Source organism: Endozoicomonas sp. 8E (assembly GCF_032883915.1).
Taxonomy (GTDB): domain Bacteria; phylum Pseudomonadota; class Gammaproteobacteria; order Pseudomonadales; family Endozoicomonadaceae; genus Endozoicomonas_A.
On record NZ_CP120717.1, the window covers coordinates 4753520 to 4769721 of the forward strand.

The 16202-nt window shown below is 45.4% G+C and carries 8 protein-coding genes; all 8 read right to left on the reverse strand.

The features are described 5' to 3' along the window. Positions 1-32 precede the first annotated feature (32 nt). Positions 33-1838 (reverse strand): F-box/WD repeat-containing protein, encoded by a 1806-nt coding sequence (locus P6910_RS15935; protein WP_317142269.1) that lies wholly within the window; start codon positions 1836-1838, stop codon positions 33-35. Between the two features lie 103 nt (positions 1839-1941). Then, positions 1942-3819 (reverse strand): F-box/WD40 repeat-containing protein, encoded by a 1878-nt coding sequence (locus P6910_RS15940; protein WP_317142270.1) that lies wholly within the window; start codon positions 3817-3819, stop codon positions 1942-1944. Positions 3820-3975: 156 nt separating this feature from the next. Then, a complete protein-coding gene (locus P6910_RS15945; protein ID WP_317142271.1) occupies positions 3976-5787 on the reverse strand; it encodes an F-box/WD40 repeat-containing protein in 1812 nt (603 codons plus the stop codon). 166 nt (positions 5788-5953) lie between these two features. After that, a complete protein-coding gene (locus P6910_RS15950; RefSeq protein WP_317142272.1) occupies positions 5954-7762 on the reverse strand; it encodes an F-box/WD repeat-containing protein in 1809 nt (602 codons plus the stop codon). Between the two features lie 329 nt (positions 7763-8091). After that, positions 8092-9891, reverse strand: coding sequence for an F-box/WD40 repeat-containing protein (locus P6910_RS15955; protein ID WP_317142273.1), 1800 nt, complete (start codon positions 9889-9891; stop codon positions 8092-8094). A 259-nt stretch (positions 9892-10150) separates the two neighbouring features. Beyond that, on the reverse strand, positions 10151-11953 hold the full coding sequence (locus tag P6910_RS15960; protein ID WP_317142274.1) for an F-box/WD repeat-containing protein: 1803 nt from the start codon (positions 11951-11953) through the stop codon (positions 10151-10153). A gap of 341 nt (positions 11954-12294) precedes the next feature. Beyond that, positions 12295-14100 (reverse strand): F-box/WD repeat-containing protein, encoded by a 1806-nt coding sequence (locus P6910_RS15965; protein WP_317142275.1) that lies wholly within the window; start codon positions 14098-14100, stop codon positions 12295-12297. Between the two features lie 259 nt (positions 14101-14359). Continuing rightward, a complete protein-coding gene (locus tag P6910_RS15970) occupies positions 14360-16165 on the reverse strand; it encodes an F-box/WD40 repeat-containing protein (protein ID WP_317142276.1) in 1806 nt (601 codons plus the stop codon). Positions 16166-16202: the final 37 nt, after the last annotated feature.

Genomic DNA, 16202 nt, shown 5'->3' on the forward strand with positions numbered 1-16202 from the left:
ATCGTGCCCCTTTTATTTGTAACAGTAAACCATCACTCGCTCATCCGCAGTTTAATAATTCGCACTTTATTATCGCTACTGATAGTCAATGTATGGTTACCATCGGCGCTGAAAGTGGCTGATTCGATCGAACGTTTATGGGAAAGGATGCCTTTTACGACCCATGATCCATCAGTGTGCTGGCCAATGATTCTCGCCGTACAGTCATCACCGACAGTTACCACATGACGACCATCAGGGCTGAAGGTGGCAGAGTTGACAGAATCATTATGGAAAAAAGTACGTTTTTCTTCCCATGATCCATCAATCTTAAGGCCGAAGATTCTCACCGTACCATCGTAACTGGCGGTCAACAGATGGCGGTCATCAGGGCTGAAGGTGGCTGAGTTGACAGAGTCATCGTGGGAAATGGTGACATCTTCTTTCCATAATCCATTGAACTGTCGGCTATGGATTTTGACCTTGTTATCTTCACTGACGGTCACCACATGACGGCCATTGGCAGTGAAATTGGCTGTTAAGACCCAGTGATCATTGGTAATGGTGGCTTCTTGTTCCCATGTTCCATCAGTCTTCGCACCATAGATTTTCGCCGTCTTATCGAAACTGGCCGTCACCAAACGGTGGCCATCGACGCTGAAGTTAGCTGCGTTCACAAAGTCATCATGGGAAATGGTCACTTTTTCTAACCATGATCCATTCTCTTCCCGATGGAGGATTTTCGCCTTGTGATCATCACCGACGGTCACCACATAAATACCATCGGAGCTAAAGGTGGCCGAATCAATCGAATCATCATGAGAAATGATAGCTTTTTCTTCCCATGATCCGTCGTCCTGCTGGCAGAGGATTTTCGCCGTGTTATCGTAACTGCTGGTCATCACATGACGGCTATCGGAGCTAAAGATGACAGAGTTAACCCAATCATTGTGGGAAAGGGTGAGCTTTTCTTCCCATGATCCATCATCCTTCTGGCTAATGATTTTCGCCGTGCAATCGCCACTGCCAGTTACCAAATGGCGACCATCAGGGCTAAAGGAGACTGAGCCGATAAGAAAATTATGGGAAATGGTGAGTTTATGTACCCATGACCCATCAACGCCCTGACCATAGATTTTCGACGTGTCATCCAAACTCGCGGTTACCAAATGGCGGCTATCGGAACTGAATGTGGCTGAGATGACGTCAAAAGCGTGGGGTATGGTGGTTTTTTTTATCCATGATTCATTGTCCTTCTGGCTATAGATTTTCACCTTTTTGTCGTCACTGGCGGTCACTACATGAAGGCCATCAGCGCTGAAGTTTGCTGATCGGACCCGGCCATCATGGGTAATGGTTGCTTTTTTCTCTAAATTAAATGTCTTACATCGAGACATCAGTCCGGTTCTGGTGAAATGAAACAAAGCAGGAAAATAAACTTTCTTTCGGTATTTTATGAGTGATTCGACTAACGCTTCATCCTTCGTAAACGTCCTCAGCCAACGACGAAGTTGTTTTTTATCTTCTGAAGGAAGGCTTGTCTTTAATTGATATTGGTGCGGTAAAGAAAACCGTTGATACCACGCCTTTGCCAGAGCATGATTATCTTTTACAACCCTGTGTAAGTGAGTAGATACCTGTTGTAAGCGGACAATATCCCGCAGTCCCAACAAACGAATAATTTTGATGGTTAATTCCTCGGGCAAATCGTGCAATGAGGCTGTTTTCTTTATTTCTTTTTCAACGACAGCGATAGACCTGCCCGCAATGTAACCAGACGGTTCTCGGCCCGATCCTGGGAGCCTGGCTGGGGGCGAGGAATAACCGACTCTGCCGGAGCTATTATCAGCAGGATCCATAACTGATTTTTCCTGGGTTAGTATTACCAGCGATTAACAAGGACGTTCAAAATTGATGAAGAAAATTAGAGTCGATTTTGAAATAAAAGTTCATAACATGGTGTTAATTACAATTAACGAAGTTTCTGTCTTTCAGCACATGCAGAATAATGCCCCTTTTGTTTGTCACAGTAAACAATCGTTCACTCATCCGTAGTTTAATAATTCGCACTTTATTATCCCTGCTGATAGTCAATACATGGTTACCATCGGCGCTGAAAGTGGCTGATCGGATCGAACGTTTGTGGGAAATAATGGCTTTTACGACCCATGATCCATCGGTGTGCTGGCCAATGATTCTCGCCGTGCCGTCATCACTGGCGGTTACCACATGGCGACCATCATGGCTAAAAGTGGCTGAGTTGACCGAATCATTATGGGTATTGATACGTTTTTCATCCCATGATCCGTCCTTCAGGCCGTAGATTCTCACCGTGCCATCCTTACTGGCGGTCACCACATGTTGGCCATCAGGGCTGAAGGTGGCTGAGTTGATAGTGCCATCATGGGAAATGGTGACATTTTCTACCCATGATCCATTGACCTGTTGGCTATGGATTTTGACCTTGTCATCTTCACCGACGGTCATCACATGGCAGACATCGGGACTGAAGGCGGCTGAATTGACCCAGTGATCATGGGAAATAGTGGCTTCTCGTTCCCATGAGCCATCAGTCTTCTCACCGTAGATTTTCGCTGTGTTATCAAGACTGGCCGTCACCACATGATGGCCATCGACGCTGAAGGTAGCTGACCTCACAAAATCACCATGGGAAACGGTCACTTTTTCTAACCATGATCCATTCTGTTCCAGGTGGTGGATTTTCGCCTTGCGATCATCACCGACGGTCAATGCATAGCTACCATCAGCGCTAAAGGTGGCTGATCTGATCCAATGGTTATGGGAGATGGTGACTTTTTCTTCCCATGATCCATCGTCCCGCAGGCGGAGGATTTTCGCAGTGTGATCGGCACTGACGGTCAACACATGCCGACTATCGGAGCTGAAGGTGGCAGAGTTGACCCAATCATTATGGGAAAGGGTAAGCTTTTCTTCCCATGATCCATCATCCTTCTGGCTAATAATTTTCGCCGTGTGGTCGTTACTGGCGGTTATCAAATGCAGACCATCCGGGCTGAAAGAGGCTGACTTGATGAAATTATTATGGGAAATGGTGAGTTTATGTACCCATGACCCATCGACTCCCTGACCATAGATTTTCGACGTTTCATCAAAACTGACGGTCACCACATGGCGGCCATCGGCACTGAAGGTGGCAGAGTTGACGTCTTGATTGTGGGAAATGGTTGCTTTTTCTACCCATGTTCCCTTGTCATTCTGGCTATAGATTTTCGCCTTTCTGTCGTTACTGGCGGTCACCACATGAAGGCCATCGGCACTGTAGTTGGCTGATCTGACAGAGCCATCATGGGTAATCGTTGTTTTTTTCTCTAAATTAAATGTCTTACACTGAGACATCAGTCCGGTTCTGTTGAAATAGAACAAAGCAGGAAAATAAACTTTCTTTCGGTATTTTATGAGTGATTCGACTAACGCTTCATCCTTCGTAAACGTCCTCAGCCAACGACGAAGTTGTTTTTTATCTTCTGAAGGAAGGCTTGTCTTTAATTGATATTGGTGTGGTAAAGAAAACCGTTGATACCACGCCTTTGCCAGAGCATGATTATCTTTTACAACCCTGTGTAAGTGAGTGGATACCTGTTGTAAGCGGACAATATCCCGCAGTTCCAACAAACGAATAATTTTGATGGTTAATTCCTCGGGCAAATCGTGCAATGAGGCTGTTTTCTTTATTTCTTTTTCAGCGACAGCGATAGACCTGCCCGCACTGTAACCAGACGGTTCTCGGCCCAATCGTGGGAGCCTGGATGGGGGCGAGGAATAACCAACTCTGCTGGAGCTATTATCAGCAGGAACCATAACTGATTTTTCCTGGGTTAGTATTACCAGCGATTAACAGGGACGTTCAAAATTGATGAAGAAAATTATGAAATAAAAGTTCATAACATTGTCTTAAGTGCCATTGAAGTGGCTTCTGTCGTTCAGCGCATGCAGAATGACGCCCCTTTTTATTTGTCACAGTAAACAATCATTCATCCGTAGTTTAATAATTCGCACTTTATTATCCCAACTGATCGTTAATACATGGTTACCATCGGCGCTGAAAGTGGCTGATTGGATCGAACGTTTATGGGAAAGGATGGCTTTTACGACCCATGATCCATCAGTGTGATGGCCAATGATTCTCGCCGTGCCGTCATCACTGGCGGTTACCACATGGCGACCATCAGGGCTGAAGGTAGCAGATTTGACATAATCATTATGGAAAAAGGTACGTTTTTCTTCCCATGATCCATCGACCTTCAGGCCATAGATTCTCACCGTGCAATCATTACTGGCGGTCACCAGATGGCGGCTATCAGGACTGAAGGTGGCTGATTTGACAAGGCCACCATGGGAAATGGTGATATTTTCTTTCCATAATCCATTGACCTGCCGACTATGGATTTTAACCTTTTTATCTGCTCCGACAGTCAACACATGGCAGCCATTGGCAGATAATTTGGCTGATACGACCCGGTGATCATGGGAAATAGTGGCTTCTCGTTTCCATGAGCCATCCGTCTTCTCACCATAGATTTTCGCTGTTTTATCGAAACTGGCCGTCACCAAATGGTGGCCATCGAGGCTGAAGGTAGCTGACCGCACAGATTCACCATGGGAAATGGTCACTTTTTCTAACCATGATCCATTCTCTTCCCGGTGGTGGATTTTCGCCTTGCAATCATCACCGACAGTCACCGCATAGCTACCATCAGTGCTAAAAGCGACTGATCGGATCCAATGATTATGGGAGATGGTGACTTTTTCTTCCCATGATCCATCGTCCCGCAGGTGGAGGATTTTGGCGGTGTGATCGATGCTGGCGGTCATCGCTTGACGGCTATCGGAGCTGAAGGTGACAGATCTGACCCAATTATTATGGAAAAGGGTGAGTTTTTCTTCCCATGATCCATCATCCTTCTGGCTAATTAATTTCACGGTGTAGTCGTCACTGGCGGTTATCAAATGCAAACCATCTGGGCTGAAAGAAGCTGAATTGATGTAATCATTATGGGAAATGGTCAGTTTATGTACCCATGCCCCATCGACCTGACCATAGATTTTCGACGTTTCATCGAAACCGACGGTGAACACATGGCGGCTATCGGCACTGAATGCGGCTGAGTTGACTGCAAGATTGTGGGAAATGGTTGCTTTTTCTACCCAGGTTCCTTTGTCATTCTGGCCATAGATTTTCGCCTTTGTGTCGTCACTGCCGCTCACCACATGAAGGCCATCGGCACTGAAGTTTGCTGATCTGATCCGGCCATCATGGGTAATGGTTGCTTTTTTCTCTAAATTGAATGTCTTGCACCGAGACATCAGTCCAGTTCTGGTGAAATGAAACAAAGCAGGAAAATAAACTTTCTTTCGGCATTTTATGAGTGTTTCAACTGATGCTTCATCCTTCATAAACGGCCTCAGCCAACGACGAAGTAGTTTTTTATCTTCCGAAGGAAGGTTTGTCTCTAATTGATATTGGTGCGGTAAAGAAAACCGCTGATACCATGCCTTTGCCAAAGCATGATTGTCTTTAATTACCCTGTGTAAGTAAGTAGATACCTGTTGCAAGCGGACAATATCCCGAAGTTCCAAAAAACGAATAATTTTAATGGCTAATTCCTCGGGCAAATCGTTCAATGAGGCTGTTTTCTTTATTTCTTTTTCAGCGACCGCGATAGACCTGCCCGCACTGTAACCCGATGGGTTTCCGGCCAATCGTGCGAACTTGGTTGGGAGCGAGGAATAACCGACCATGCAGGATTTATTATTTGCAGCATCCATCACTGATTTTCCTTGGGCTGATGTTACCGACAATTGATAATGAGGTTCAAAATTGATGAAACAAATTAGAGTCGGTTTTTAAATAAAAGTTCATAAAAGGGTGTCCTGAGTTTCTATCTTTCAGCACATGCAACATGGCGGCCCTTTTATTTGTGACAGCAAACAATCATTTATTCATCCGTAGTTTATGAATTCGCACTTTATTATCGCTACTGACAGTCAATATGTGGTTACCATCAGTGCTGAAAGTGGCTGATTTAATCGTTTTTTTTTGGGAAATGATAGCTTTTACGACCCATGATCCATCAGTTTGCTGGCCGATGATTCTCGCCGTGCAGTCATTATTGGCGGTTACCACATGGCGGCCATCGGGGCTAAAGGTGGCTGAGTTGACGGAATGCTTATGGTAAAAGGTACGTTTTTCTTCCCATGATCCATCGACCTTCAGGCCATAGATTCTCAACAAGCCATCCTCACTGGCGGTCACCACATGGCGGTCATCAGGGCTGAAAATGGCTGAGTTGACATCGCCACCATGAAAAATGGTGACACTTTCTTCCCATGATCCATTGACCTGTCGGCTATGGATTTTGACATTGTAATATTCACTGACGACCAACACATGGCGGCCATTGGCAGTTATGTTAGCTAATACGAGCCATTGATCATGGGAAATGGTGGCTTCTTCTTCCCATGAGCCATCAGCCTTCTCACCATAGATTTTCGCCGTGTCATCGAAACTGGACGTCACTAGATGGTGGTCATCGACGCTGAAGGTAGCTAAACACACAGAGTCATCATGGGAAATGGTCACTTTTTCTAACCATGATCCGTTCTCTTCCAGGTGGTGGATTTTCACCTTGTAACCATCATCGACAGTCACCGCATAAATGCAATCGGCGCTAAACGTAGCCGACCGGATCAAATCATCATGAGAAATGATAATTTTTTCTTCCCATGATCCATCGTCTCTCTGCGCGAGGATTTTCGCTGTTTTATCGGAACTGCCGGTCATCACATGGCGGCTATCGGAGCTGAAGGTGGCAGAGTTGACCCAATCATTATGGGAAAGGGTAAGTTTTTCTTCCCATGATCCATCATCCTTCTGGCTAATTAATTTTGCCGTGTGGTCGTTACTGGCGGTTATCAAATGCAGACCATCTGGGCTGAAAGAGGCTGAGTTGATGAAATTATTATGGGAAATGGTCAGTTTATGTACCCATGATCCATCGACTCCCTGACCATAGATTTTCAAGGTTTTATCGGAACTGACGGTTACCAGATGGCGGCTATCGGCACTGAAGCTGGCTGAGCTGACGTCATGATCGTGGGAAATGGTTGCTTTTTCTACCCATGCTCCTTTGTCATTCTGGCCGTAGACTTTCACCTTTTTGTCGTTATAGGCGGTCGTCACCACATGACGGCTATCGGCGCTGAAGTCGGCTGATCTGACAAAGGTACGATGGGCAATGGTCGTTTTTTTCTCTAAGTTAAATATTTTACATTGAGACATCAGTCTAGTTTTGGCGAAATAAAACAAAGCAGGAAAATAAACTTTCTTTCGGCATTTTATGAGTGATGCGACTAACGCTTTATCCTTCGCAAACGGCCTCAGCCAAAGACGGAGTTGTTTTTTATCTTCTGCAGGAAGGCTTGTCTTTAATTGATATTGGTGTGGTGAAGAAAACCGCTGAAACCATGCCTTTTCCAGAGCGTGATTATCTTTAACAACCCTGTGTAAGTGAGTCGATACCTGTTGTAAGCGGACAATATCCCGAAGTTCCAACAAGCGAATAATTTTGATGATTAATTCCTCGGGCAAATCATGCAATGAGGCTGTTCTCTTTATTTCTTTTTCAGCGACGGCGATAGACCTGCCCACTCTGTCACCAGAGGGTTCTGCGCCCGATCGTGTAAGCCGGCTTGGAGGCAAGGAAGTTCCAACGACGCCGGAGTTATTATTTGCACTGTGCATACCTGATTTTCCCCGGACTGGTATTGCCGCCGATTAACAAGGAGGTTCAAAATTGATGGAGAAATTTAGAGTTGGATTTGAAATAAAAGTTCAAAACATGGACTTAAAAGTTTCTGTCTTTCAGTAAGTACCTGGCCAGTTGGTTTCGCATATTCTGGCGAGAGGATTTTTTCATCCTTCAAGGCGCAACGACGGGCGCGTAGCCATAGCTACGCAACCAGAGTTGGAACGCAGAAGGATGGAAAAAGCCGCCGTCCAGAATATGCGAAACCAACTGGTTAGGTACTTACATGCAGAATGGCGCCCCTTTTATTTATCACAATCATCAATCATTCACTCATCCGTAGTTTAATAATTCGCACTTTATTATCGCTACTGATAGTTAATACATGGTAACCGTCGGCGCTGAAAGTGGCTGATTTGATCGAACGTTTATGGGAAAGGATGGCTTTTACAACCCATGATCCATCAGTGTGCTGGCCAATGATTCTTGCCGTGCGGTCATCGCTGGCAGTTAGCACATGGCGACCATCGGAGCTGAAGGTGGCAGAGTTGACAGAATCATTGTGGTAAAAGGTACGTTTTTCTTCCCATGATCCATCGACCTTCAGGCCATAAATTCTCACCGTGCGATCATTACTGGCGGTCACCACATGCTGACCATCAGGGCTGAAAGTGGCTGAGTTGATAGCGTCATCATGGGAAAAGGTGACATTTTCTTTCCATAATCCATCAACCTGTCGGCTACGGATTTTGATCATGTCATCTTCACTGACGGTCAGCACATGGCTGCCATTGGCAGTTAAGTGGCCTGTTAAGACCCATTCATCGTGGGAAATAGTGGCTTCTCGCTCCCATGAGCCATCCGTCTTTTCACCATAGATTTTCGCCGTTTTATCTAAACTGGTCGTCACCAGATGTTGCCCATCGGCGCTGAAGTTAGCCGAGCTCACACGCTGCTCATGGGAAATGGTCACTTTTTCTAACCATGATCCATTCTCTTCCAAATGGTGGATTTTCGCCTTGTGATCAACACTGACGGTCACCACATGGTTACCATCCGCGCTAAAGGTAGCTGACTGGATCAAGCCATTATGATAAATGATGATTTTTTCTTCCCAGGATCCATCGTCTCTCTGTGCGAAGATTTTCGCAGTGTGATCGAAACTGATGGTCATCACATGACGGCTATCGGAGCTGAAGACAGAGTTGACCCAGTGATTATGGGAAAGGGTGAGCCTTTCTTCCCATGATCCATCATCTTTCTGGCTAATGATTTTCGCCGTGTGGTCGCTACTGCCAGTTACCACATGGTGACCATCAGGGCTGAAGGAGGCAGAGCAGATCAAACCATTATGGGAAATGGTGAGTTTATGTACCCATGACCCACCAACTCCCTGACCATAGATGTTCGAAGTGTCAAAACTGACGGTCACCACATGGCGGCTATCGGCACTGAATTTGGCTGAGGTGACTAGAAAGGCGTGAGGTAGGGTGGCTTTTTTTATCCATGATTCATTGTCCTTTTGGCCATAGATTTTCGCCTTTTTGTCGTTACTGGCGGTCAACACATGAAGGCCATCGGCGCTGAAGCTTGCTGAACTGACAAAGTCATCGTGGGTAATGGTAGCTTTTTTCTCTAAATTAAATGTTTTACATTGAGACATAAGCCCAGCTCTGGTGAAATGAAACACAGCAGGAAAATAGACTTTCTTTCGGTATTTTATGAGTGATTCGACTAACGCTTCATCCTCCGTAAACGGCCTCAGCCAAAGACGGAGTTGTTTTTTATCTTCTGCAGGAAGGCTTGTCTTTAATTGATATTGGTGTGGTGAAGAAAACCGCTGATACCATGCCTTTGCAAGAGCATGATTGTCTTTAATTACCCTGTGTAAGTGAGTCGATACCTGTTGCAAGCGGACGATATCCCTAAGTTCCAACAAGCGAATAATTTTGATGGTTAATTCTTCGGGCAAATCGTGCAATGAGGCTGTTTTCTTTATTTCTTTTTCAACAACCGCGATAGACCTGCCCGCACTGTAACCCGATGGTTCTCGGCCCGATCGTGTAAGCTGGGTTGGGGGCAAGGAAGACCCAACAATGCCGGAGTTATTATCTGCGCTATGCATACCTTATTTTCCCTGGACCAGTATTGCCGTCGATAAACAAAGAGGTTCAGAATTGATGGAGAAGTTTAGAGTTGGATTTGAAATAAAAGTTCAAAACATGGACTTAAAAGTTTCTGTCTTTCAGCGAATAATAAGGACATCCAAAATTGATGAAGCAAATTAGAGTTAGTTTTGAAATAAAAGTTCACAAAATCCTGTCCTGATTTTCTGTCTTTCAGCACATGAAGAATGGCGCCCTTTTATTTGTCACAGCAAACAATCATTTATTCATCCGTAGTTTATTAATTCGCACTTCATTATCACTACTGATAGTCAATACATGGTCGCCATCGGCGCTGAAAGTGGCTGATATGATCGGACATTTATGGGAAATGATGGCTTTTACGACCCATGATCCATCAGTTTGCTGGCCAATGATTCTCGCCGTGCAATCGTCACTGGCGGTTACCACATGGCGACCATCAGGGCCAAAGGTGGCAGAGTGGACAGAATCATTATGGTAAAAGGTACGTTTTTTTTCCCATGATCCCTCCTTCAGGCCGTAGATTATCACCATGCCATCGCTGTCGGCAGTCACTAAGTGGTGGCCATCAGGGCTGAAGATGGCTGAGTTGACATCGTCATCATGGGTAAAGGTGACATTTTCTTTCCATAATCCATTGACCTGCTGGCTATGAATTTTAACCTTGTTATCTCCACCGAAGGTCACCACATGTTGGCCGTCAGCACAGAAGCTGGCTGAGACGAACCAGTGAGCATGGGAAATGGTGGCTTCTTGTTCCCATGATCCATCAGCCTTCTCACCGTAGATTTTTGCCGTTTTATCAAAACTGGCCGTCACTAAATGGTGGCCATCGACGCTGAAAGTAGCTGAGTGCAGACATTTATTATGGGAAATGGTCACTTTTTCTAACCATGATCCGTTCTCTTCCAGATGGTGGATCTTCGCCTTGTTATCATTACTGATGGTCACCACATAAATACCATCGGCGCTAAAGGTGGCCGAATCAATCGCATCATCATGGGAAATGATCGCTTTTTCTTGCCATGATCCATCGTCCTGCTGGCAGAGGATTTTCACCGTGTTATCGTAACTGCTGGTCATCACATGACGGCTGTCGGAGCTGAAGGAGGCAGAGTTGACCCAATCATTATGGGAAAGGGTGAGCTTTTCTTCCCATGATCCATCATCCTTCTGGCTAATAATTTTCGCCGTGTGGTCGCCACTGGCGGTTACCGCATGACGACCATCAGGGCTGAAGAAAGCTGAGTTGATGTAATCATTATGGGAAATAGTGAGTTTGTGTACCCATGACCCATCGACTCCCTGACCATAGATTTTCGACGTGTCATCCAGGCTGACGGTCACCACATGGCGACTATCGGCACTGAAGGTGGCTGAGCTGACGTCAAGATCATGGGAAATGATTGCTTTTTCTACCCATGTTCCTTTGTCATTCTGGCCGTAGATTTTCGCCTTTTTGTCGTCACTGGCTGTCACCACATGGCGGCCATCGGCGCTGAAGTCTGCTGATCTGACACAGTCACGATGGGTAATGGTAGTTTTTTTCTCTAAGTTAAATATTTTACATTGAGACATCAGTCCAGTTTTAGCGAAATAAAACAAAGCAGGAAAATAAGCTTTCTTTCGGTATTTTATGAGTGATGCGACTAACGCTTCATCCTCCGTAAACGGCCTCAGCCCGAGACGGAGTTGTTTTTTATCTTCTGCAGGAAGGCTTGTCTTTAATTGATATTGGTGCGGTAAAGAAAACCGCTGATACCACGCCTTTGCCAGAGCGTGATTGTTATTGATAACCCCGTGCATGTGAGTCGATACCTGTTGTAAGCGGACAATATCCCGAAGTTCCAACAAGCGAATAATTTTGATGATTAATTCCTCGGGCAAATCATGCAATGAGGCTGTTCTCTTTATTTCTTTTTCAGCGACGGCGATAGACCTGCCCGCTCTGTAACCCGATGGTTCTCCGCCCGCTCGTGTAAGCTGGGTTGTAGGCAAGGAAGTTCCAACGACGCCGGAGTTATTATTTGCACTGTGCATACCTGATTTTCCCCGGACTTGTATTGCCGTCGATTAACAAGTCGATTAACAAGGAGGTTCAAAATTGATGGAGAAATTTAGAGTTGGATTTGAAATAAAAGTTCAAAACATGGACTTAAAAGTTTCTGTCTTTCAGTAAGTACCTGGCCAGTTGGTTTCGCATATTCTGGCGAGAGGATTTTTTCATCCTTCAAGGCGCAACGACGGGCGCGTAGCCGTAGCTACGCAACCAGAGTTGGAACGCAGAAGGATGGAAAAAGCCGCCGTCCAGAATATGCGAAACCAACTGGTTAGGTACTTACATGCAGAATGGTGCCCCTTTTATTTGTCACAGTCATCAATCATTCACTCATCCGTAGTTTAATAATTTGCACTTTATTATCGCTACTGATAGTTAATACATGGTAACCATCGGCGCTGAAAGTGGCTGATTTTATTGAACATTTATGGGGAAGGATGGCTTTTACGACCCATGATCCATCAGTGTGCTGGCCAATGATTCTCGCCGTGCAGTCATCGCTGGCCGTTAGTACATGGCGACCATCGGAGCTGAAGGTGGCAGAGTTGACAGAATCATTATGGCAAAAGGTACGTTTTTCTTCCCATGATCCATCGACCTTCAGGCCATAAATTCTCACCGTGCGATCATTACTGGCGGTCACCACATGCTGACCATCAGGGCTGAAAGTGGCTGATTTGATAAAGTCATCATGAGAAATGGTGACATTTTCTCTCCATGATCCAGTGACCTGTCGGCTATGAATTTTGACCTTGTTATCTCCACCGAAGGTCACCACATGGCGGCCATTGGAAGTTAAATTGGCTGATTCGACCCAGTGAGCATGGGAAATGGTGGCTTCTTCTTCCCATGATCCATCAGCCTTCTCGCCATAGATTTTTGCCGTGTTATCGAGACTGGCCGTCACCAAATGATGGCCATCGACGCTGAAGGCGGCTGACTGCACAAAATCATCATGGGAAATAGTCACTTTTTCTAACCATGATCCATTCTCTTCCAGGTGGTGGATTTTCGCCTTGCGATCATCTCCGACGGTCACCACATGCCTACCATCGGCGCTAAAGGTAGCTGAATAGACCTCGCTATTATGAGAAATGATGACTTTTTCTTCCCATGATCCATCGTCCCGCTGTTCGAAGATTTTCGCTGTATGGTCGAAACTCGTGGTGATCACATGACGGCTACTGGGGCTGAAAGTGGCAGATCTGACCCAATCATTATGGGAAATGGTGAGTTTGTGTTCCCATGACCCATCATCCTTTTGGCTAATGATTTTCGCCGTGCAGTCGCCACTGCGAGTTACCAAATGGCGACCATCCGGGCTAAAGGAGGCTGAGTTGACAGAATCATTATGGGAAATGGTGAGTTTATGTACCCATGACCCAGCAACTCCCTGACCGTAGATTTTCGACGTGTTATCGTAACTGGCGGTTACCAAATAGCAGCCATCCGGGCTGAAGCTGGCTGAGTTTATGTCAAGATTGTGGGAAATGATGGCCTTTTCTACCCATGTTTCTTTGCCATTCTGACCGTAGATTTTCGCCTTTGTGTCTTTACTTGCGGTCAACACATGACGGCTATCGTCGCTGAAGTTTGCTGAACCGACAAAGCCATAATGGGTAATGGTTGCTTTTCTCTCTAAATTAAATGCCTTACACCGAGACATCAGTCCGGTTCTGGTGAAATGAAACAAGGCAGGAAAATAAACTTTCTTTCGGCATTTTATGAGTGATGCGACTAACGCTTCATCCTCCGTAAACGGCCTCAGCCAGAGACGGAGTTGTTTTTTATCTTCTGAAGGAAGGCTTGTCTTTAATTGATATTGGTGTGGTGAAGAAAACCGTCGAAACCATGCCTTTGCCAGAGCGTGATTATCTTTAACAACCCTGTGTAAGTGAGTCGATACCTGTTGCAAGCGGACAATATCCCGAAGTTCCAACAAACGAATAATTTTGATGGTTAATTCTTCGGGCAAATCGTGCAATGAGACTGTTCTCTTTATTTCTTTTTCAACAACCGCGATAGACCTGCCCGCACTGTAACCCGATGGTTCTCGGCCCGATCGTGTAAGCTGGGTTGGGGGCAAGGAAGACCCAACAATGCCGGAGTTATTATCTGCGCTATGCATACCTTATTTTCCCTGGACCAGTATTGCCGTCGATAAACAAAGAGGTTCAGAATTGATGGAGAAATTTAGAGTTGGATTTGAAATAAAAGTTCAAAACATGGACTTAAAAGTTTCTGTCTTTCAGCGAATAATAAGGACATCCAAAATTGATGAAGCAAATTAGAGTTAGTTTTGAAATAAAAGTTCACAAAATCCTGTCCTGATTTTCTGTCTTTCAGCACATGAAGAATGGCACCCTTTTATTTGTCACAGCAAACAATCATTTATTCATCCATAGTTTATTAATTCGCACTTCATTATCACTACTGATAGTCAATACATGGTCGCCATCGGCGCTGAAAGTGGCTGATATGATCGGACATTTATGGGAAATGATGGCTTTTACGACCCATGATCCATCAGTTTGCTGGCCAATGATTCTCGCCGTGCAATCGTCACTGGCGGTTACCACATGGCGACCATCAGGGCTAAAGGTGGCAGAGTTGACAGAATCATTATGGTAAAAGGTACGTTTTTTTTCCCATGATCCGTCCTTCAGACCGTAGATTCTCACCATGCCATCGCTGCCGGCAGTCACTAAGTGGTGGCCATCAGGGCTGAAGGTGGCTGAGTTGACGTTGTCATCATGGGTAAAGGTGACATTTTCTTTCCATAATCCATTGACCTGCTGGCTATGAATTTTGGCCTTGCCATCTCCATCGACGGTCACCACATGTCGGCCGTCAGCACAGAAACTGGCTGAGAAGAACCAGTGAGTATGGGAAATGGTGGCTTCTGGTTCCCATGATCCATCAGCCTTCTCACCGTAGATTTTTGCCGTTTTATCAAAACTGCCCGTCACTAAATGGTGGCCATCGAGACTGAAAATAGCTGAGTGCAGACATGTATCATGGGAAATGGTCACTTTTTCTAACCATGATCCGTTCTCTTCCAGGTGGTGGATCTTCGCCTTGTGATCATTACTGATGGTCACCACATAAATACCATCGGCGCTAAAAGTGGCTGAATCAATCGAATCATCATGGGAAATGATCGCTTTTTCTTCCCATGATCCATCGTCCTGCTGGCTAAGGATTTTCACCGTGTTATCGTAACTGCTGGTCATCACATGACGGCTATCGGAGCTGAAGGTGGCAGAGTTGACCCAATCATTATGGGAAAGGGTGAGCTTTTCTTCCCATGATCCATCATCCTTCTGGCTAATAATTTTCGCCGTGTGGTCGCCACTGGCGGTTGCCGCATGACGACCATCAGGGCTGAAGAAAGCTGAGTAGATGTAATCATTATGGGAAATAGTGAGTTTGTGTACCCATGACCCATCGACTCCCTGACCATAGATTTTCGACGTGTCATCCAGGCTGACGGTCACCACATGGCGGCTATCGGCACTGAAGCTGGCTGAGCTGACGTCAAGATCGTGGGAAATGGTTGCTTTTTCTACCCATGTTCCTTTGTCATTCTGGCCGTAGATTTTCACCTTTTTGTCGTTACAGGTGATCGTCACCATATGACGGCCATCGGCGCTGAAGTCTGCTGATCTGACAAAGTCACGATGGGCAATGGTCGTTTTTTTCTCTAAGTTAAATATTTTACATTGAGACATCAGTCCAGTTTTGGCGAAATAAAACAAAGCAGGAAAATAAGCTTTCTTTCGGTATTTTATGAGTGATGCGACTAACGCTTCATCCTCCGTAAACGGCCTCAACCAAAGACGGAGTTGTTTTTTATCTTCTGTAGGAAGGCTTGTCTTTAATTGATATTGGTGTGGTAAAGAAAACCGCTGATACCATGCCTTTGCCAGAGCATGATTGTCTTTAATTACCCTGTTTAAGTGTGTCGATACCTGTTGTAATCGGGCAATATCCCGAAATTCCAACAAGCGAATAATTTTGATGATTAATTCCTCGGGCAAATCATGCAATGAGGCTGTTCTCTTTATTTCTTTTTCAACGACGGCGATAGACCTGCCCGCTCTGTAAACCGATGGTTCTCTGCCCGATCGTGTAAGCTGGGTTGTAGGCAAGGAAGATCCAACGATGCCGGAGTTATTATTTGCACTATGCATACCTGATTTTCCCCGGACTTGTATTGCCGTCGATTAA